Origin of the sequence: Roseivirga seohaensis (genome assembly GCF_001592945.1) — a bacterium.
Lineage (GTDB): Bacteria > Bacteroidota > Bacteroidia > Cytophagales > Cyclobacteriaceae > Roseivirga > Roseivirga seohaensis.
Genome location: NZ_LRPB01000012.1, coordinates 36594 through 57096, shown reverse-complemented (window position 1 = coordinate 57096; position 20503 = coordinate 36594). Strand labels below are relative to the sequence as shown.

At 39.7% G+C, this 20503-nt stretch carries 16 protein-coding genes; 9 read left to right on the top strand and 7 right to left on the bottom strand.

The window, feature by feature from the left end:
* Window positions 1–2: 2 nt before the first annotated feature.
* Window positions 3–1883 carry an asparagine synthase-related protein gene (locus tag AWW67_RS05410; RefSeq protein ID WP_062300601.1) on the bottom strand — a complete coding sequence of 627 codons (1881 nt, stop codon included), beginning with the start codon at window positions 1881–1883 and terminating at the stop codon, window positions 3–5.
* A 566-nt stretch (window positions 1884–2449) separates the two neighbouring features.
* On the opposite strand from AWW67_RS05410, the gene AWW67_RS05405 reads away from it, so the two are divergent.
* The 3 genes from AWW67_RS05405 to AWW67_RS18965 all read left to right on the top strand — a co-directional run bounded on the left by AWW67_RS05405 (window position 2450) and on the right by AWW67_RS18965 (window position 3691).
* Window positions 2450–2896: a hypothetical protein gene (locus tag AWW67_RS05405; RefSeq protein WP_062300600.1), complete on the top strand. Its 447-nt coding sequence runs from the start codon at window positions 2450–2452 to the stop codon at window positions 2894–2896.
* 22 nt (window positions 2897–2918) lie between these two features.
* Window positions 2919–3335 (top strand): DUF1761 domain-containing protein, encoded by a 417-nt coding sequence (locus tag AWW67_RS05400; protein ID WP_071387063.1) that lies wholly within the window; start codon window positions 2919–2921, stop codon window positions 3333–3335.
* 188 nt (window positions 3336–3523) lie between these two features.
* Window positions 3524–3691 (top strand): hypothetical protein, encoded by a 168-nt coding sequence (locus AWW67_RS18965; protein WP_176699998.1) that lies wholly within the window; start codon window positions 3524–3526, stop codon window positions 3689–3691.
* A 12-nt stretch (window positions 3692–3703) separates the two neighbouring features.
* Here AWW67_RS18965 and AWW67_RS05395 read toward each other — a convergent pair whose 3' ends face one another.
* The 3 genes from AWW67_RS05395 to AWW67_RS05385 are packed head-to-tail and all read right to left on the bottom strand — an operon-like array spanning window position 3704 to window position 8623.
* Complete coding sequence (locus AWW67_RS05395; RefSeq protein WP_062300598.1) at window positions 3704–4504, bottom strand: NAD(P)H-binding protein; 801 nt, start codon at window positions 4502–4504, stop codon at window positions 3704–3706.
* Window positions 4505–4514: 10 nt separating this feature from the next.
* Entirely contained in the window at window positions 4515–5657 is a 1143-nt protein-coding gene (gene bshA, locus AWW67_RS05390) for an N-acetyl-alpha-D-glucosaminyl L-malate synthase BshA (RefSeq protein ID WP_062300597.1), read from the bottom strand.
* Window positions 5658–5695: 38 nt separating this feature from the next.
* Window positions 5696–8623: a serine hydrolase domain-containing protein gene (locus AWW67_RS05385; RefSeq protein WP_062300596.1), complete on the bottom strand. Its 2928-nt coding sequence runs from the start codon at window positions 8621–8623 to the stop codon at window positions 5696–5698.
* Window positions 8624–8732: 109 nt separating this feature from the next.
* On the opposite strand from AWW67_RS05385, the gene AWW67_RS05380 reads away from it, so the two are divergent.
* Genes AWW67_RS05380 through AWW67_RS05365 form a run of 4 tightly spaced genes read left to right on the top strand, consistent with a single transcriptional unit; the run spans window position 8733 to window position 12688 of the window.
* Complete coding sequence (locus AWW67_RS05380) at window positions 8733–9086, top strand: hypothetical protein (protein WP_053223537.1); 354 nt, start codon at window positions 8733–8735, stop codon at window positions 9084–9086.
* A 15-nt stretch (window positions 9087–9101) separates the two neighbouring features.
* On the top strand, window positions 9102–10964 hold the full coding sequence (gene mutL, locus AWW67_RS05375; RefSeq protein ID WP_062300594.1) for a DNA mismatch repair endonuclease MutL: 1863 nt from the start codon (window positions 9102–9104) through the stop codon (window positions 10962–10964).
* Window positions 10965–10969: 5 nt separating this feature from the next.
* Entirely contained in the window at window positions 10970–11767 is a 798-nt protein-coding gene (locus AWW67_RS05370; protein ID WP_062300593.1) for a rhomboid family intramembrane serine protease, read from the top strand.
* Window positions 11768–11773: 6 nt separating this feature from the next.
* The gene (locus AWW67_RS05365) at window positions 11774–12688 is read left to right on the top strand and encodes a rhomboid family intramembrane serine protease (RefSeq protein WP_062300592.1); all 915 of its coding nucleotides are present in this window, start codon (window positions 11774–11776) and stop codon (window positions 12686–12688) included.
* Here AWW67_RS05365 and AWW67_RS05360 read toward each other — a convergent pair.
* The 3 genes from AWW67_RS05360 to AWW67_RS05350 form a co-directional block, all read right to left on the bottom strand.
* Complete coding sequence (locus tag AWW67_RS05360) at window positions 12685–15132, bottom strand: TonB-dependent receptor (RefSeq protein ID WP_062300591.1); 2448 nt, start codon at window positions 15130–15132, stop codon at window positions 12685–12687. The two genes, AWW67_RS05365 and AWW67_RS05360, sit on opposite strands and share 4 nt — an antisense overlap.
* 64 nt (window positions 15133–15196) lie before the next feature.
* Window positions 15197–16237 (bottom strand): dual-specificity RNA methyltransferase RlmN, encoded by a 1041-nt coding sequence (rlmN, locus tag AWW67_RS05355; protein ID WP_062300590.1) that lies wholly within the window; start codon window positions 16235–16237, stop codon window positions 15197–15199.
* Window positions 16238–16254: 17 nt separating this feature from the next.
* Window positions 16255–16677 (bottom strand): acyl-CoA thioesterase, encoded by a 423-nt coding sequence (locus AWW67_RS05350; protein WP_062300589.1) that lies wholly within the window; start codon window positions 16675–16677, stop codon window positions 16255–16257.
* A 164-nt stretch (window positions 16678–16841) separates the two neighbouring features.
* Between AWW67_RS05350 and clpB the strand changes: the two genes are divergently transcribed.
* Both clpB and AWW67_RS05340 read left to right on the top strand, forming a co-directional pair.
* Window positions 16842–19463 carry an ATP-dependent chaperone ClpB gene (clpB, locus tag AWW67_RS05345; RefSeq protein WP_062300588.1) on the top strand — a complete coding sequence of 874 codons (2622 nt, stop codon included), beginning with the start codon at window positions 16842–16844 and terminating at the stop codon, window positions 19461–19463.
* Between the two features lie 74 nt (window positions 19464–19537).
* Window positions 19538–20440 (top strand): S66 peptidase family protein, encoded by a 903-nt coding sequence (locus AWW67_RS05340; RefSeq protein ID WP_062300587.1) that lies wholly within the window; start codon window positions 19538–19540, stop codon window positions 20438–20440.
* Window positions 20441–20503: the final 63 nt, after the last annotated feature.

The window sequence follows — 20503 nt, the reverse complement described above, 5'->3', positions numbered from 1 at the left end:
AATCAACTATTCATTTCAACTAATAAACATACTGCAATCAGCCTACTTAAAAACGTACTAAAATCGGGGTCATAGCTGTTAAAGTCATATGAATCCAAGTGTTTAAGCACCTTATCAAATTCAAAAATATCACTTAACTCTTTCATGTTTTTCCAGCCACTAATCCTTCTTTTTATTTCATCTAGATCTTGCAATATCAATAGATTACTATCGATCAACTGCCTACCCTTTTTTTTGTTTAGCCGTATTTCATCTGGCAACAAGCCCTTGCTCATTTCTCTTGCCATATATCTGTTTTCACCATGTAACGACCAGTACTCAGATGGTATTGACAAAGAAAATTCAAGTAAACGCTTATCCGCAGTTGGGTCGAGTTCTCTTACTCCATAGATTTGCTCATAGGTTTTACTATTAACTGCTAACTTCTGGATATAAGATGCCATTTGGACACGTAGTGCTCTATCATTCTTAAAGGTATTATTAGCTTTGAGAAAAGACCTTTTCCCTAAATTATTTTTTTTCAAAAAAGAATCTTTGACCATCCAATTGTAACTATGAGACCCCAGTTGGCTTATATAGGTATCTACAAACACCCTTAGTTTAGAAGGAGCAAAAGCACAAAACATTTGGTATGCCAAATGAGTAATAACTTTTCTGCCCTTTAGTTTTTTTGTTTTAAGTTCATAGTTAACAAATTCTTTCCATTTACCTTTCTTTGCCAACTCTAGACCATAAAGTCTACCATTATAAGAAATACTTAGATTTCCCATTTGGCCAGAGAATAATACAGTGCTTCCTTTATCTTTACATCGTATTAGAAATTCTTGCGTCCATAGCCAATTATAAAAATTATGAACCTCCAGCGCACCGCAGAGTTTTAGGTATCTCTCCAAATGAGTAAATATACTCACACCTTTCAAATCAATTAAAGAGAGATCAATATTTGTATAAGCCTCTTTAACCTTTTTTGCAAATGGTCCCTCATTTACAAATAGTCCTGGAAGATTCGGATATTTGACACCTTCCATTGGTACATAGGTATAAGCATGCAGTTTTTTGTCTTCCTTTGATATTTCACGAGCAACAAGGCAACTAACAGTTGAAGAATCTAAACCTCCACTAAGCATACTTGACGGTATCTGAGCATTTCCCAAGCGATCTTTCACTGCAAGACTCATCAATTCCAGCAATTTGCTAGCGGTCTCATCAGGCTTTAAGCTCCTATCCAATGTGGCCCCTAGTGTATAATATGTTGAAACACTAAAACCTGAGGTTTGAAACCTTATATTTTGACCTGCCTTAAGAGTATGGATATCTTCAAAAAAGGTATACTCTCCATCTGTTGGCATAAAGGCCAAGTAATTTGCTATATAATTAAAGTTAATCGAGCTATTAACTACGGAAGCTACTATAGACGGCAATTGCGCAAAAACCATTGTAGAACTTCTAATACAATAAAAGAATGGCATTATGCCTAAGTGGTCTCGAGAACCCCAAACTGAATTAAGCTCACTATCATAAACCATTATTGCAAAATCACCCTGTAAATGCGAAGTACACTCTTCTCCCCATACCAAATAAGCTTTAAAAACCAGTAAATTATGACAAGTATCCTGACTTACTTCTGGATAGCTACTTTTCAATTCGGATACAAGTTTACCTACCCCATCTAGGCGCGCATCGATCACAGCGTAGTATCTTCCATCTTCGCTCGCAAAGAGGCCACTATCCTTCTGCTTGCCATTTCTCCCCAAAAAAAAGTGAGTCCCACTCAAAGAATGGAACTCACTTTCAATATCAATTTGAGTTTTACAAAAACTCTGATAAACTTGATCTGGAACTATTTCATTTTCCAAATCAAACAAACCAAAAAATAAACTCATTTAAAAAAACTCATCTGAATACTAAATTGTCATCAAGACGTAAAACTACCATCAAATACTGAAGGGCCAAATGTCCCTTTCGTAATGGATGAAATCCTAACTGTTTTTTTAATTGAAGGCTTTTTCCACTGGCCTCTTATCTTTTGTGAATTTAATTTGCATTTTTCCTTCATCTGAAAAAAATTTACTTTTTTACCCTAAACAATAATAATAAATAATGGAGTATATAACAACCTTCAGCCATACTTTCAACCATTAAATATACAATAACTAATTAAGTAAACCCGTTTGGGAAACTAAATAATTTGAACTTTACGGTTGTTGATGTTTCTATTAAAAACAGCTTTGGATTCCTTCATTATTTGGAGAGTTGTTCGATCCTTTAATAAAGAGGTTTCAACGCATACAGTATCTTCTGGTAATTCTTAACTATATTTGATATAGATACTGACTTGTCTTCACCACTATTAAAACAATGACTATCAGTACTTTAATGTAAACATCAAGTACCTAGGTCATACTAATTCTATTTTGACCAACGGGCTTAACTTTATAAATTAAACTGAATGAAACTTACTAAACTGCACTTTTTCGGACTTGTGCTTTGCGCAATTTCTTCTTGCTCCAAAACCAACAATGCTGAGTTCATTATTGGTGAATGGTATAATGAATCCATGATCGTCACTATAGACCACGGCAAGCCAGAGGAAACAGCATTTAAAGTCCCTATTGGCAGTTGGGAAGAAATTCTTGGCATTAAACCCATACTGACCACTTATACGGAAGATGGAAAGTACGCTTCTGTGTACACCGATTTATCTGGAGAAGTATCCATGGAAACTTCGGGCACATGGGAAGTAAAAGGCGACAGTCTTTACCTTACAGAAAATGACATTACCACCGCATATAAATTCGTCTGGATGGATGGTAAAGGAGAGTTTACGGGTTTTTTAGATTGGGATAGCGATGGTTTGCCCGATGATTTGTATTCGGGTATTCAAATCAAGAAATGATTTTTTAACCAAACATAAAACTATGGACATTTCAAACATCAATTGGTTGGCGGTTGTCGTATCGACAGTGGCCTATTTTGCACTGGGCGCTATATGGTATGGCCCTCTTTTCGGTAAAGCTTGGCAGCGAGGCGTTGGCCTCTCTGATGATGAACTCAAGAAGGCAAACATGGGAAAGCTATTCGGTAGCGCACTCATTCTCTCTTTTGTAGTGAGCTTTGGAATGGCCATGTTCTTTTATGGTTTTGGAGAAAACCCCGATATGGATGCTACAATGGGTGGCATGATGGGACTAATGACAGGCTTATTTTTTATTATTCCTTCTACCGCACTTAATTACAATTTCGCTAGAAAGGGAGTTGGACTGATTATGATTGACTCACTTTACCACACCATCGCCTTTACTATTATCGGAGTTATTCTAGGCGTATGGAAATAGCCAACATATGTTAAAAAACAGTGTTGTAAATAACAAAAATTAAAGCCCATGCGTTTAGCTTGTCATCACCTAAACATACATGGGCTTTTAATCGTCTAGGGTGTAATTAAAAAAATATTGTTCTCGATTGTCGTCTCGGGAACTAACTGAGCAATTTTTTTATTTAGGAATGGTCAATTAACTCAGACATGAAAAATCAAAAACAACAATCACTACCTGTCACTTATAAACAAGGCTGGCAGATAGCTCAAGCAGAAGATGAAATGTTCACCCAAATTAATAATCGATTGAAATCCATTAAAGCCATCAACAAGCTGAAGCGTGGTGAACTTTTTTTAGAGGTTATTGAAAGTTAAAATAGACGTTCTCTAGAAATCCAGAGGAGTCGGTTTTAAGAAGCTATACCCTAGGTCAGTAAGCTTTTTCCCCGACACTTTTTTAGAATCAATACGTTCAGGTGACTCCCAAATGGGCTGGTCGAAGTTATACTTATGCGCCATGGCTTCGTGTACTTCTTTACGTGTTGGGTGTTCGGGGCAAACTAAATTGAGTGTACCCTCTTCTGGCAAATCACCCTTTATTAATTGGAGAATAATATTAATGACGTCATCACGATGAATGTAATTAACTGGGGTGGAAGCTCCTGAAGTGACCTTGCCTGCAAACCACTTTCCCGGAACTCTGTCTTCGCCCATTAAACCTCCACAACGAAGAACGGTGAGTTTAGCCTCCAATTGTCGAATTTCCCTTTCACCCAATACCACCGCTTTTGTCGATCCATTTTCTAAGTTGAAATTGGTAGTTTCGGTTACCCAATCGCCTGTATTCGGGTAGTAAGAAGTAGAGCTCACAAAAATAACTCTGGGTACTTTGTGCTGATCTGCTAAATATTTCAAGTACTTGATTTGTTCACCATAAAACTCAGGTGTATTTTTTTTTCTCCCGGGGGGAATATTGATGACCAATACATCGGTTTGAAAAAGAGCATTGAAGTTTTCGCCTGTTGGCATCGGATCCATTTTGAGTAAAAACGGATTGATACCTGCATCAGAAAGTAAATCGCATTTCTCTTTTGAAGTAGTGCTGCCCATCACAGCAAAACCTTCCTCAGCTAATCTTCTACCCAAAGCCAAGCCTAACCAACCGCAACCAACAATACTTACCTTCATTCGAGTTAAATTAAAGCGCAGCCTGAGCTTTCATTTCAGCAACTACTCTGTCGTAATATGCTTCATAAAGAGGAAGAATATTCGCAATGTCAAAATCTTGAGCCCTTTTAAGTGCATTGATTTTAAAAGTTGGTAAGTTCTCATCTTTCAGAATATGTAAGGCATTTTTTGTCATGTCCTCTACGTCTCCAATGGGAGAAACAAAACCAGTTATACCATGAAGGTTTAACTCGGGAATACCACCCGCATCCGAAGTCACTAATGGCACTTCACAAGCCATGGCCTCTAAAGCAGATAAACCAAAGCTTTCCTTTTCAGAGGGCATTAAGAATAAATCGGCAACCGAAAGCACTTCTTGCACCGCTTCTAATTTTCCTAAAAATCTTACTTCGTCATAAATGCCTAACTCACGGCAAAGCGTTTCTATATGACTTCTTTCTGGTCCATCGCCTACCAAAAGCAAACGAGCTGGTATTTGTTCTTGAATTTTATGGAACACTTTCACTACATCGTCAATACGCTTTACTTTTCTGAAGTTTGATGTGTGAACGATGAGCTTTTCCCCATTCGGGCAAATGGCGGTTTTGAAGTGTTCTTTACGTTGTTTCTTGAATTTTTCCAGATCGATAAAATTGGGAATCACCTCAATTTCACGTCTGATGTTAAAATGCTTGTAGGTATCTTTCTTTAAATCTTCAGAAACCGAAGTAACACCATCGGACTGGTTGATGCTATAAGTTACCACAGGCTCATACGATGGATCTTTCCCCACCAAAGTAATATCTGTACCGTGCAAAGTGGTAATTACTGGGATTTCAATGCCTTGATCTTTCAGAATTTGCTTGGCCAACACCGCAGCCGAAGCATGTGGGATTGCATAATGCACATGCAGCAAATCAAGCTTTTCGTATTTCACCACATCTACCATTTTACTGGCCAATGCGAGTTCATAAGGAGGAAATTTGAAAAGCGGATAGGAACGAATATTTACTTCGTGATAAAAAAGATTCTCGTTAAAGAAGTCCAATCTAGTGGGTTGAGAATAGGTAATAAAATGAATTTTATACCCCTTTTTAGCCAGCCCTATTCCTAGTTCTGTAGCTACAACTCCCGAACCACCAAAGGTTGGGTAACACACGATTCCAATATTCATTAATTCTAGCGCTTTAAAGCCAACTTTCTTTCAACTGGTTAGTCATTATTAAAGTTCCAGATCGACTCGTAGATTAAATCTTGAATTTTGGTACGAATGTTCCATTGAATCAGTTTTGTATTATCCGCATTCGGATAAACGCGGTTTGCAAGGAATACATAAACCAGCTCTTGCTCTGGATCGGCCCAAACCGCAGTACCCGTAAACCCTGAATGCCCAAAAGTAGATGCTGAGGCATAACGTGATGTTGGCCCTTCATCTTTACCCACAATTGGTTTGTCCCAGCCCATCCCCCTTCGATTGTCTTCCGTTTGTTGCGAAGTAAAAGCAGGAATCGTATTCAGTTTATAATATTTTTGATTGCCATACTGGCCCAGTTGTAAATGCATTTGCATAAGAATAGCTAAATCGAGCGCATTGGAAAACAAACCCGCATGCCCTGCTACTCCACCAAACATGGCAGCACCTTGGTCGTGTACGGTTCCTCTCAATAAAGTTTTTCTGAAAAGGTTATCGTCTTCGGTTGGAGCAATTTCTGCTAAAAACCCTTTTTCCGTAGGTAGGTATCCCATGGTTTGTAAACCTAGCGGAGCATAAAGTTTATCATTTAGAAAAGCATCAAAAGGTTTGTCTAGAATATTTTCAGCCAACTTGTAGAAAAAATAATAACCCATATCCGAATAGAGGTAATCGTACTTTTCTTCGCCCTTAGGCATTTTTCTCAAATCCGCATCAATTACCCATTTCCAAACTGAATCTGCTAAAGCTGGGCTTCCGTATACATGATCGGCAATGGTAGAATTGTAACTCGGGCCTGGGGTTTCGCTATAATAAGCATCATTCAAAACTCCATTCTCTACTGTCCTTTTCCAAAAAGGAATAAAAGGCTGAAGGCCAGCTTGGTGCAAAAGCACATCTCGAATGACCAAGTTTTCTTTGTTTGTTCCCTTCACATCGGGCAAGTAATCACCCAAGGTTTTATTCATGTCGATGAGGCCGTTTTCGTTAAGGTACATCAGCACCTGCACACTGGCCATCACTTTGGTAATTGAGGCCAAATCGTACATCGTTTCGTCATTTACAGCGATGAGACTGTCATAAGTTTGATAACCATAATTCTTGCTGAAGATCACTTTGCCCTTTCTGGCCACCATCACTTGACCACCAGGAGTTGCTTTACCGTCAATCGCTTTTTTCATTAAATCATCTATGCCTTTCAATGTTTCAGAATCCATTCCTACTTCCTCTGGCAATCCAAAACCTAAACGAGAGGCGGTCATTGTCTTAATTCCTGTTCCACTTTTAAAATTACCTGTAGTTACTGGTAATTTACCTTCGGCACGAAGGGCTCCAAAAATGATTTGTGGAGCAATATTTCTTGTAATTTCATTGTCTTCATAAGTGCAAATAACATTCTTCACCCCATCAAAAAACTGAAGCCCATAGGCATTACCAAATGCCACAACAATGACATTGGTTTTGGCCTGTAAGTCGCGAATAAACTGCACCTCTTCCGACTTTACTCCGTGCTGATCTTTGGTTGAATTGGTAATTCCACCATAGCCCACAACTACAGTATTATAAGAAGCCAGCGAGTCTAACAAAGACCGATAAGTAGTTCCTGCCCTAAAATGATCGAACTTGGCATACTTGCTTAGCGTACTCTGAAACTCCAGATTATCTGCAGAACCAAAGTCCAGTGAGGCAAACTTGGTACTGTCCAATCTAATGATTGGTAAAAGCTCATCTGTATTGTCCACCACAGTCATCGCCTTTTGGTAAAGAATACGATTGAGCATTTCTGCATAGCTGGTGTTAATGCGCTCTGTAAGGTTATCTGTTGAAATTGGTTTATACTTAGAAAGCCCCAACCAGTATTTAGCTTCCAAAATTCTTCTTACTCGATAATCAAGTGAGGCTTGAGTCAAATCGCCTTTTTTAATGGCCTTCTTTACTTGGTCAATGCCTTTTGCTACATCTACAGGATAAAGAATAATATCATTCCCAGCCATCAAAGCACGCACATCGGCTTCGCCAGGCTCGTAATATTTTGCTACGCCTTGCATGTTCATGGCATCGGTAAAAGCCAAACCATCAAAACCAAGTTCATTTTTTAGCAGGTCGGTTACTACTTTTTGTGAAAGCGTAGTTGGGGTTTTCTCTCGGTTATCATAAGCAGGAATTTGCAAATGCGCTACCATTACACTCATCAAGCTATCTTTCATCAAGGCCTTAAAAGGATAAAGTTCAATGTCATTCATGCGTTCTTTGCTGTGGTTAATCACTGGCAAATCTGCGTGAGAATCTACATCGGTATCGCCATGACCAGGAAAATGCTTAGCATTAGCCATTATGCCAAAGTCTTGCATGCCCTTCATATAAGCCACACCTTTTTCAGCCACATTAAATTTATTTTCGCCAAAAGACCTATAGCCAATCACAGGGTTTTTAGGATTCACATTTACATCGACAACTGGCGCAAAATTGATGTGCATGTTCAATTGCTTGAACTGATTGGCCACTTCCTTGCCCATTTCATAAATCAGTCGGTTATCTTGTATGGCGCCTAAAGTCATTTGCTTAGGAAAGTCCATTATGCTGTCCAATCGCATACCTATTCCCCATTCTGCATCCATGGCAATGGCCAATGGTACTTTAGCTTTTGCCTGATAACGATTGGTAAGATGGGCTTGTCTGCCTGCGCCTCCTTGAAAGAAGATTAAACCGCCAATATTATACTTAGAAATGAGGGAGTCTATTTCTGCATAGTGCGCTTCATTTCTGTTTGAATAAGCCGCCACCATAAAAAGTTGGCCCAGCCTTTCCTCAGGAGTCATACTGTTGAAAACACTATCAACCCATACTTTTTGGCTTGCTCTGTCTATTTTAGAATAGATTTTTTGCGCGCTAGCTACGATAGTGAAACAAGAAAGTAGAAGAAAGGTGTAAGTAACTTTTTTAAGCATTATGCCGTAATTTTTAGTTATAGCAAATAAACCATAAATTTGCTCATGACGTAGTTTATAGCGAAATTCTTTGCGATATAAAGAACGTCAAATTATAAGAAACTATATTATGAAGCTACCAAGTCTTGTAAAGAAACCCAATTATCAGCGATACGACATCAAGCCTCGGTACTACGATCCTATAAAAGAAGACATCGAGAACCGCACCAGCAGAATTAAAGCTGAGTTGGGTTTGAGTGACGATGCAAAACTTGATGCAGGTTATCGTTCGCAAATAGAAGGTTCTTTCAGAAAAAACATGAAACACGCCAAAAATGGGGTTGATCAAACCATCATGTTGCGTCTAATCATTTTTGTGATTTTGGTGCTGTTTGTAGGTGGTTTCGTTTACATCGGAAAAGATATTTTCTACCTTGCCCTTCTTTATGTTCCTTATTTAATTTGGAAGAAAATGCGAAAGTAATTTCTTCAACCTTGCATGCCCGATTTAATACGATTACTTCCTGATAATATCGCCAATCAGATTGCCGCTGGCGAGGTAGTCCAGCGTCCTGCTTCGGTAGTAAAAGAACTACTGGAAAACGGCATTGACGCAGGAGCTACAAACATTAAATTGATTATAAAAGAGGCAGGAAAAGCCTTAATTCAAGTAATTGACAACGGAACAGGAATGTCTGAAACAGACGTTCGTATGTGTTTTGAACGACACGCCACATCAAAAATCCGTTCTACAGAAGATCTTTTCAGTATAAAAACTATGGGCTTTCGAGGTGAAGCAATGGCCTCAATTGCTGCGGTAAGCCAAGTAGAAGCCAAAACTAGAAAAGAAAGTGAAGAACTTGGGGTTTTGCTTCAAATTGAGGCTTCCGAAGTAAAAAAACAAGAACCCACTTCTACCCCAGTTGGCACTTCGTTTTGTGTAAAAAACCTTTTTTACAATGTTCCTGCAAGGCGGAATTTCTTAAAATCAAATTCAGTTGAAATGCGCCATATCGTTGACGAATTTCAGCGTGTGGCGCTATCGAATCCTCAAGTGGAAATGACCATGTACCACAACGATTTGGAAATGTATCACCTTACCTCGGGTAAGTTGAGCAATAGAATTGTGGGCATTTTTGGTAAAAAATACCAAGCGCAAATGGCTTCTTGTTTAGAAGAAACCGACATGCTGAAAGTTTACGGCTATGTAGGAAAACCTGAGTTTGCTAAGAAAACCCGTGGGGAGCAGTTCTTTTTTGTGAACAACCGTTTCATTAAAAGCAATTACCTGAACCATGCCGTAACCACTGCTTTTACTGGACTTATTCCTGATGGAAACTTTCCTTTCTACACCCTCTTTTTAGAGCTTGATCCAAAGCACATCGATATCAACGTTCACCCCACCAAAACTGAAATAAAGTTTGATGATGAACGTACGGTTTATGCCATAGTAAAGGCTGCCGTAAGACAAGCTTTAGGAACGCACAATATTACTCCAGCCCTAGACTTTGGTGCCGATGTCAACTTTGCTTCTTTCCGGCCACAATCTCAAGGCTCAAGCACGGGAACCATCTCAAGCCAATCAGATAGAAATTATGGGCAGTTCCGAGACTTGGACAAAAAACGCGAATCTACTTCGCATTGGGAGAAATTGTATGACGGCCTACAGAAGGACATAGAAAAGGAAGAAAGACAAAACGCTCAGCTGGACATTCACCCAGAAGCACAAAGCACTGTAACCATGGGCAGCGCAGCCAACACAGCTGAGGCTTATAAACCGAATCATGAAGCGGTTTTACCATCGGCAAAGTATTTTCAGATTCATAAAAAGTATATTGCAACCCATGTAAAATCTGGTTTGCTTTTAGTGGCACAACAAGAGGCACATGAACGTATTTTATATGAACGCTTTTTTCAGATGATCCAGAACCGATCAGGAGCCTCTCAGCAGTCGTTGTTTCCGCAAAGTTTAGAACTCAACCCTGCCGACTTTGCCCTCGTTATGGGTATGAAAGACGAAATCAGTGCCATTGGTTTTGAGTTTTCAGAATTTGGAAAAAATACGGTGGTGATTAATGGAGTACCAGCAGACTTAAAAGCGGCAAACGAAAAACAATTGTTTGAGGGCTTTGTTGAACAGTTCAAGCAAAATCAATCGGAGCTGTCTATCAGTGCCGATGAAAACATTGCTAGATCAATCGCAAAACGTTCTTCTTTAAAAACGGGAACAACTTTGTCACCAGAAGAAATGGCTTCATTGATCGACCAACTTTTTGCATGCAAAAACCCGAATTATTCACCTAATGGAAGAAAAACATCTTTCGTAATGGAATTGGAAAAAATAGACCAGTTTTTTAACTAACACCTATGTTTGGACGACTTACTCCCCTTGTAAAAAACCTCCTATATATCAATATCGGAATTTGGTTGGTTCAGTTTTTACTGAAAATGGATTTGGGTAGCCGCTTTGGCTTGTATTTCATTGCCTCTGATAATTTCAATCCGGTGCAGTTTATTACTTATATGTTTCTGCACGACACGTTGAGTCCAATGCACATTTTCGGAAACATGTTTGCCCTCTTTATTTTCGGACCGCTTTTAGAACAGTTTTTAGGACCTAAGAAATTCATTATCCTGTATATGGTTACAGGCGTGGGAGCTGGACTTTTCTACACAGGAGCAAACTACTTAGAGGTGAGTGCCATTAAAAATGATGTTGAAAGCTACTTAGACAATCCTAATTCTGAAGATTTTAATCGCCTGATTGCAAAGCACAATGTGTACAAGCCAGAGTATATTTATCCTTTCATTGAGCAATATTCCAGAAACGAAGACAGCCCACAGTTAAGACAAGAGTCTATTCAATATGCACGTGGTCTATACGCTTTCTTTGGTGATTACCCAATGGTTGGAGCTTCGGGCGCAATTTTTGGAATTTTAGCGGCTTTTGCCCTTTTATTCCCCAATACCGAACTTTTCTTACTCTTTCTTCCTTTCCCAATCAAGGCAAAATATTTAGTTACGGTGTACATTCTTTATGAGCTGTTCGCTGAATTTCAAAGAGCACAAGGAGATAACGTGGCCCATTTGGCGCATATCGGGGGTGCAATCATTGCCTTTTTCTTGGTTACTTTTTGGAAGAAAAGCAGAAGGGAATTTTACTAAAAACACATGAATAGTATTCTAGACGATTTTAAACTCGCGTTTAAAACGGGAAATATCTTAAACCAGTTGATTGTTATCAATGTGGTGGTTTTTGTGATGTTTGGCTTATTAAAGTTATTCTTTGATTTCGGTCAGAGTACAGAGGTTTATCAAAAGGTAGAGAGTTTCTTTTCATTACCATCTAATGCTAGTAGACTACTATATAGGCCATGGTCTCTGATAACTCATATGTTTATGCATGCCAGTATAGGACATATATTTTGGAATATGCTATTTATGTATTGGTTTGGAAAAATAATAGTGGAATATATCGGGCAGAATAAGTTGTTAGGACTATATGTTTGGGGGGGAATTGGTGGAGCCCTAACATTTATTCTGGCGTATAACTTAATCCCTTTATTTGGAAATGAAGTTAATGTAGCGGAAGCTCTTGGGGCATCTGCTGCTGTTAATGCTATTGTAGTAGGTGCAGCTACTTTTCTACCTGACTATAATGTCCGCTTAATTTTTATTGGCCTTGTAAAATTAAAATACATTGCAGCCTTTTTTGTAGTAAGTTCATTGCTAAACACAACTGGTATTAATGCTGGAGGAGAATTTGCCCACTTAGGAGGAGCTTTAATTGGTTACTTAAGTATGAAACAGCTACAAGGTGGTTCAGACTGGAGTATTCCTGTCGTTCAGTTTATCACTTGGGTGAAAAGCCTTTTTAAGCCGCAGCCAAAAATTAAGGTAAGCTACAGAAGTGCAAAATCGAGTAGCAGTGCTAAGTCAACCAAGAGTGCTAAAACCCCTGAAAAGAAGAAGTCAGAAACCTCGCAAAGTGAAATTGACGCTATTCTGGATAAAATTTCAGAAAGAGGCTACGATGCCCTAACCAAAGAAGAAAAGCAGAAGCTGTTTAACGCTAGTAAGGATTAGTTCTTTCCTTCTATAGTATAAATTTTGTTGATGAAAAACGGAATACCAGAATTGGTCAACCCTTGCACATCAAACATAATCTGCTTTGCGTCATCTGAATTATAAAATTCGATAGTAGCTTCTCCATTTTCGTCTAACGAAATCATGGTTTGCCAGTGTAATACAACACGTTTATCGGGCTTGGCATCTTCTGGTTTTTGAACGTCATACTTAGGTGCGTAGAATTCTCTAGGCTGATCATAGGTATAAGGCAATTCTACTGTTACCGTGCTACTATTTTTCAATTCTTCTGGGCTTAGCGATATGCCATCGGCAGATTTTGTATAGAAAGCCATCACACCTCCCTTTCCTGCATCTCCAAAAATTGCGGTGGCTGCCAGTCCTTTAAATAAAACTACTCTCGAAAAATTCACAGGAGATAAACCCGAAATTAAAGCTGCATCTGTTGGAACATCGTCTAATAAAAAAAGTGCTGGGTAAGTAAAGCCTCCCGCACGAATCACCACAGTGGGTTCTCCTGTTGGCCCCATCCGTACCGTAACCCCTGGAAACTTGCCAACCAAAGCAGAAAAAATATTGGTGTAGGCGCCTGTGGCAGACCATTCTGTAAAATCAAAAGCGGCAGTTCCTCTGCCATAAGCCGTTTTCTCCTTCAGCTGTTTGTCTTCTCGTTCTACTTGTAATTTGTCGCCTTCTACCATTACCGTTCCTAAATCGGTAAATAAAGAGTCTGGATTGAAAGCCCTTTCAATCATATCTCTCTCCTTTTTGAACTGCAAGAAGTCTTCTTTCTCAAATTTCAGTTCTTCACTCAAAATTGACTTAAACTCAGGTAACGGAAGACTCACGCTTTCCTTCAAAGTATCAACTTCAAAGCGAACGTTGTCTTTACTTTTAGAACTTTTACCTTTCAGCAGAAGGTTGTCCGACTTGTAAACCATTAAGTTTTGAAAAGAAAAACGCCCGTTTTTATCGGTTTCGGCTTCTAAAATAAGTGGAGGAAAAGAACGATTATTTACCAGAGTCACCTTACCAGACGATTCTATTTTATTGCTCGATTCTTTGTAGAGTGTACCTTCCAAAGAAACTCCTAGCTCTACAGGAAAACCGAAGCTGGGATAATTATCACTCATTAAGTCATCCCATACAAACCGACTCCAACCATGAGTCATCATTACCAAATCAAGGTGTTTTTTAGCTTCGGTATTTTCACCATTGAAGTAGTACATTGGGTTGTCAACATAGCCCTTCAGGTCGGAAGTCAACAATAATTCAGAATAAATGGTCTGCTCTGGACTGCCGTCAATTACTTTATCCATGTCCAGAACACTCATCGACATCATCCCTGTGAAAGGGTCTCCGTTCAAGTCGGTCAGTTTAATTTTGGTGGTAAGCTTCTCTCTGGGCTTATAGTTATTCTTATCTAAAGACAAGCTTGTTTCGATCGGGCGATCAATAAAAACCAAGCGTTCAAGCAAAGGCCTATCATTCTCATTAAAAAGGGTAATATGGGAAATGCCCGCTGGTATTTCATCTGTGGAAATCACTCCCAAGGCCTCGCCCTTAGATAAATCAACCTCTATAATATGCGACACCAAGCCACGCGTATGGATAAGTGCTTTGAATTTATCTTTTGAAGGATTATTTATGTTAGCCCTAAAAATCAACCTTAATTGGTTTGGACGAAGTATAGCCTCCATTCCATAGCCTTCTTTTTTTAATTCAGGAAGACTGTAAACCTCATCCTTTCCTGTTAATCTAACGCTATAAGACTCGCCAGCCAACGGAAGCAGCGTAAACAAACCCATTCCATCGTGCTGGGCACTAAAGCTGGTAACTTTCACTCCTGCACTATTATATACTTCTCCTTCAACATAGGCACCTTTGCCTGATCTATTGATTGCTTTGAAGCCCACTTTTGTAGGAATTCCACTTACTAAATGTCCTCCTTCAGGGAAAAATTGAAGATCAATTTCGCTACCAACAGCCGAAGCACCCTTCTCTAACTCGCTACCGGTGACTACTACTATGGGTTTTTCAAAAAAGAAGCCTTGATCAAAATTGCGCATCCAGTTGGTGTAGGCCCGTAATATATAGTTACCTTCTGCCAATTTCTGGGGAATATCAATTACCCCCTGACCGAAGCCATCATCGGAAAAAATTAGTTTTTCGGCCACCAAACTATCACTTGCTGAATAGAGCTCTATATAAACATTAGCGCTAAACGGAGAAGGTTCATGAAGGTAACCAGCCGTTATATACGACTGAAACCAAATGGGTTCGCCCGGTGCATAATACTTTCTATCGGTGTGGATGTAAACTTTTTCCTGAGGGTACTCCTTATTATAGAATTTCAGTTTCTCTTGTATTGTAGTGTTTTTCTGACCATAGCCGGCATTAAATACCAACGCAAGCAACAATACTAGAACTATTTTTTTGGTCATGAAATCAGCGTAAATACATGGGAATTAACAAGATAATTTATAGACGGCCTGAAAACCAAAAGGTTTATAACTTATTGGCCAATTGACCACATGCCGCATCTATATCTTTTCCTCGGCTTCTGCGCACATTTACAATAATGCCCTTGTCGCCTAAAATCCTTTCATACATATCGATTTTTTCGGGATCGGCTTGTTGAAACATGCCATCGTCAATTGGGTTGTATTCAATCAAATTAACTTTTGAAGCTACACGGCCACAGTATTTGGCTAAAGCATGCGCGTGTCTTTCATCATCGTTAATGCCCTTCCAAACCACATATTCAAAAGTAATTTTTCGATTCGTTTTCTGATACCAATAGTTCAACGATTCTGCCAGTTCATTCAAATCACTTTTTTCGTTGATTGGCATTACCTTCGAGCGCGTTTCGTCAATAGCAGAATGCAGTGAAACAGCCAAATTAAACTTCATGTCCTCATCGGCCATGCGCATAATCATTTTCGGAATGCCCACGGTAGAAAGCGTTATTCTCTTAGGCGACATGCCCAAACCTTCTGGCGAAGTGATTTTTCGAATGGACTCCATCACGTTTTGGTAATTGAGCAAAGGTTCGCCCATTCCCATGTACACAATATTAGTAAGCGAGCGACCAAAGTAAAGCTCTCCTTCTTCCTTAATGGCGACTACCTGATCGTAGATTTCATCAGGATTTAAATTCCGCATACGCTTAAGGCGGGCCGTGGCGCAAAAGTGGCAATCTAAACTACAACCCACTTGCGATGAAATACAGGCGGTAATTCGTGTTTCTGTAGGAATCAATACCGATTCCACCGTCATACCGTCATGCAGGCGCACAGCATTTTTTATAGTCCCGTCCGAACTGCGCTGCATCTCATCCACCTTAATATGGTTGATGCTAAATTTCTCTTTAAGAAGTTCACGGGTAGAAAGCGAAATATTGGTCATTTGGTCAAAATCCTTTGCCGATTTCTTCCAAAGCCATTCATACACCTGTTTTGCTCTAAAAGCCTTGTCTCCAATGCTCACAAAAAACTCCTGAATTTCTTCGAGCGAGAGTTGTCTAATGTCGCGTTTTGCCTCTACCATTTTGCAAAGGTAACGATCTAAGCTTGAATCTTTGAAAGGAATGATGCAGGGATATTCACTACTTTATTCTCTTTGTAATCGAACATGGCAATGCCAGTTTTCGCCCGAGCAATTTCTTTAGTACCGCAGCTTAATCGGTACACTAATTCAAAGCTCTTCTTACTAATCTCAGCAACGGCAATTTCTACTTTAATTAAATCTCCGTGAAAGGCTTCGCCCTTGTAGGCAATGGCTACATCGGCTTGGATTGTACCACAGCCATCAATGGAAAGCTCGTCTTTATAACCCAAAGAATTAAAGAAACGGTAGCGCGATTCGTGAATCATACTCAGCACGCTATCGTTGCCCAAATGCCCTCCATAATTAATGTCCGAAATGCGCACTTTGATTTCAGTTTCATACAAAAAAACATCAGGTAACTCTATCTTCACTCTTGGCATATTTCTAAAGGAATTTTGTGCAAATCTAAGACATAATGTCCGAATAAAAGCAATGAAGCCATATTTTTCGGCCAAATTTTCCGAACATCAACTATGGATTATAGTTTGTAATGGTAGCGATGTCAGCTTAAAAGCTTGAGAATATTAAAAGGAAAACAACAATCATGGATTTTAAAAAATATACCATCAAATCGCAGGAAGCCATTCAAAAGGCGGCCGAGCTTGCCGCTGGAAATCAGCAACAAGCCATTGAGCCAGGACACCTTTTAAAGGCGATCCTTTTATCGGATGAGAATGTGCTTTCTTTCCTGATAAAAAAATTGAGTGTGAACAAGGTACAGTTTGAAACAAAACTGGAAGATATAGTAAACGGATACCCAAAAGTAAGCGGAAGTAGTTCGCAGCCCTATTTATCGAACGATGCTCATGCAGCGCTCACCAAAGGCTTAGACTACCTAAAGGAGTTTAAAGACGAATTCGTAGCTATTGAACATATTGTTTTAGGCCTTTTGGCGGGAAAAGACAAGGTAGCCAACCTGATGAAGGAAGTGGGCTTTGGCAAGAAAGAGTTGATTGCTGCTATTAAAGAGTTACGCGGAGGAAATAGCGTAACAGACGCCAACGCAGAATCCAAATACCAGTCGCTTAGCAAGTATTCAAAAAACTTAAATGAGCTCGCTAGACAAGGTAAAATCGACCCCGTAATTGGTCGCGATGAAGAAATTAGAAGGGTGCTTCAAATTCTTTCAAGAAGAACGAAGAACAACCCAATTCTTTTGGGCGAACCAGGTGTAGGAAAAACCGCCATTGTAGAAGGTATGGCGCAACGCATTATTGATGGTGATGTACCTGAGAACCTGAAATCGAAAACCATTATCTCTTTGGATATGGGGCTTTTGGTGGCTGGTGCCAAATACAAAGGTGAATTTGAAGAGCGTTTGAAAGCCGTAATCAAAGAAGTACAAGATGCGGCTGGAGAAATCATTCTCTTCATTGATGAAATTCATACTCTGATTGGAGCAGGTGGTGGAGGCGAAGGCGCAATGGATGCAGCCAACCTCTTAAAACCCGCTTTGGCCCGTGGTGAGCTGCATGCCATTGGAGCAACAACACTAAAAGAGTATCAGAAGTATATCGAAAAAGATAAGGCTTTGGAAAGAAGGTTTCAGGCAGTTGTTGTTGACGAGCCTGATCGTGATGATGCCATTTCAATTCTAAGAGGAATCAAAGAAAAATACGAGGTGCACCACGGAGTACGAATAAAAGATGACGCGGTAATTGCTGCGGTAGAGCTTTCAAGCCGATACATCTCTGATCGCTTCTTACCGGATAAAGCGATTGACTTAATGGATGAGGCTGCCGCCAAAATGCGTATTGAAATGGACTCGCTTCCTCAAGAATTGGATGAGATGAACCGTAAGATCATGCAATTGGAAATTGAGCGCGAAGCCATCCGTAGAGAAAAGAACAAAGACAAGGAAACCGTGCTTTCGAAAGAGATTGCAGAAATTTCCGAGAAGCGCGATGGGCTTAAAGCGAAGTGGGAAAACGAGAAATCGGTGATCACCAGTATTCGCGAAGCCAAAGAAAACATAGACCGCTATAAATCTGAAGCTGAAAAAGCTGAAAGAGAAGGCGATTTCGGTAAAGTAGCGGAAATACGTTATGGTAAAATCGTAGAAGCCGAGCGCAAGCTAGAAGAACAAAAAGCTAACATGAAGCAAATGCAGGGCGAAAAAACCTTGCTAAAAGAAGAAGTGGATGCAGAAGATATTGCGGAAGTAGTAGCAAAATGGACGGGAATTCCCCTCTCCAAAATGCTTCAGTCTGATCGTGAAAAACTTCTTCATCTAGAGGAAGAATTGGGTAAACGCGTGGCGGGACAAAAAGAAGCGATTACAGCTTTATCGGATGCAGTTCGAAGAAGCAGAGCAGGCTTGCAAGACCCTAAACGCCCGATTGGTTCTTTCATTTTCTTAGGAACAACTGGGGTAGGAAAAACCGAATTGGCAAAAGCCTTGGCGGAATACCTCTTCAATGACGAAAACAATATGGTACGTATCGATATGTCAGAATATCAAGAGCGTCATGCGGTGAGTAGATTGATTGGAGCACCTCCGGGCTATGTCGGTTACGATGAAGGCGGTCAATTGACAGAAGCAGTGCGTAGAAAACCTTATTCGGTAATTTTATTGGATGAGATTGAAAAGGCACACCCAGATGCTTTCAACATTCTTTTACAGGTTTTAGATGATGGACGATTAACAGATAATAAAGGCCGAGTCGCCAACTTCAAAAACACCATCATCATTATGACGACCAACATTGGCTCGACCATAATTCAAGACAACTTCGCTACTATTAACGAAGAAAATGTATTGGATGTGATAGAGGAAACGAAAATGGAAGTGATGGATCAGCTGAAGAAATCGGTGAGGCCAGAGTTCTTAAATAGGATTGACGAAACGATCATGTTTATGCCGCTCAACCGCGATAATATCAGGCAGATTGTTCGAATTCAGTTTGGCTTAATTCAGAACCAATTGAGTGAAAACGGAATTGAAATCGAAGCGACTGACGAAGTGCTCGATTACCTTGGAGAATTAGGCTGGGATCCGCAATACGGTGCTCGTCCGCTTAAAAGAGTGATTCAACGCAAAGTGTTGAACGAGCTTTCTAAGCAAATTTTATCTGGCAAAGTGGATAAAGATTCCGTTGTAAGTATTGAACTTACTCCTGAGAAGGAAATCGAATTCGTGAATATTGAAAAAGTAGAAGAGTTGTAGCTTTTCAAAGCTGTAGCAACATAAAAATTGAAAGAAGACGTCTTAATCAGGCGTCTTCTTTTTACTTTAGGGGCATGTTCACCCCTCCATTATTAAGTAAAGGCGATAAAATTGCCATCGTAGCTCCTGCCAAGAAAATTCAATCCGACTTGACTTTTGCGGTGAACACCTTAACCGAATGGGGCTTAAAACCCGTTTTGGGCGAGCACGTTCTAGCAACAGACCATTATTTTGCAGGAACAGACAGCCAAAGACTTCAGGATTTACAAGAAGCACTAGACAATCCCGAAATCAAAGCCATTCTAATTGCTCGTGGCGGCTATGGCACTACAAGGATTTTGGAGCAAATCAATTGGAGCAATTTCCTCAAAAACCCAAAATGGATTTGCGGTTTTAGCGACATTACATCACTCATTACCGAACTCAACAATCGTTCAGTAGCCTGCATTCATGGTCCATTGGCGGTTACTCTCGATTGGGATGAATTGACTACAGAAAGCTTAAAATCTATACTTTTTGAAGGAAGGGTAAATTACAACATCACTCCTCACCCGTTAAATCAACTCGGTCAAGCCAATGCCGAACTTATTGGAGGGAATTTATCCATCATTTGCAATTCCATAGGTACTTCTTCAGAAATCCAAAGCAAAGGTAAAATCCTCTTTTTGGAAGAAGTAGGGGAATATATTTATCATTTAGACCGAATGCTTGTGCAGTTAAAAAGAGCTGGAAAACTTGATGATTTGGCAGGCGTAATCATCGGAGATTTTTCTTCCATGAAAGACCACAAGGATAGCTTTGGAGCAGAAGCATTGGAAGTCATTTCTCGTAACCTAACTGGCTTGAATATCCCAATCGCCTATAGCTTTCCTTTAGGTCATGAGAAAAAAAACTTACCTGTTTATTGTGGGGTTCCTGCAACTTTCGATGTTAGTGAGACAGGCGTGAGCCTAAACTTCGATATAACAAGTTTGTAGGCTTTTAGTAGAATTAACTTTCCAAAAGTTTGAAACTTTTGGAAAGTTGGAGGTTTGCTACTA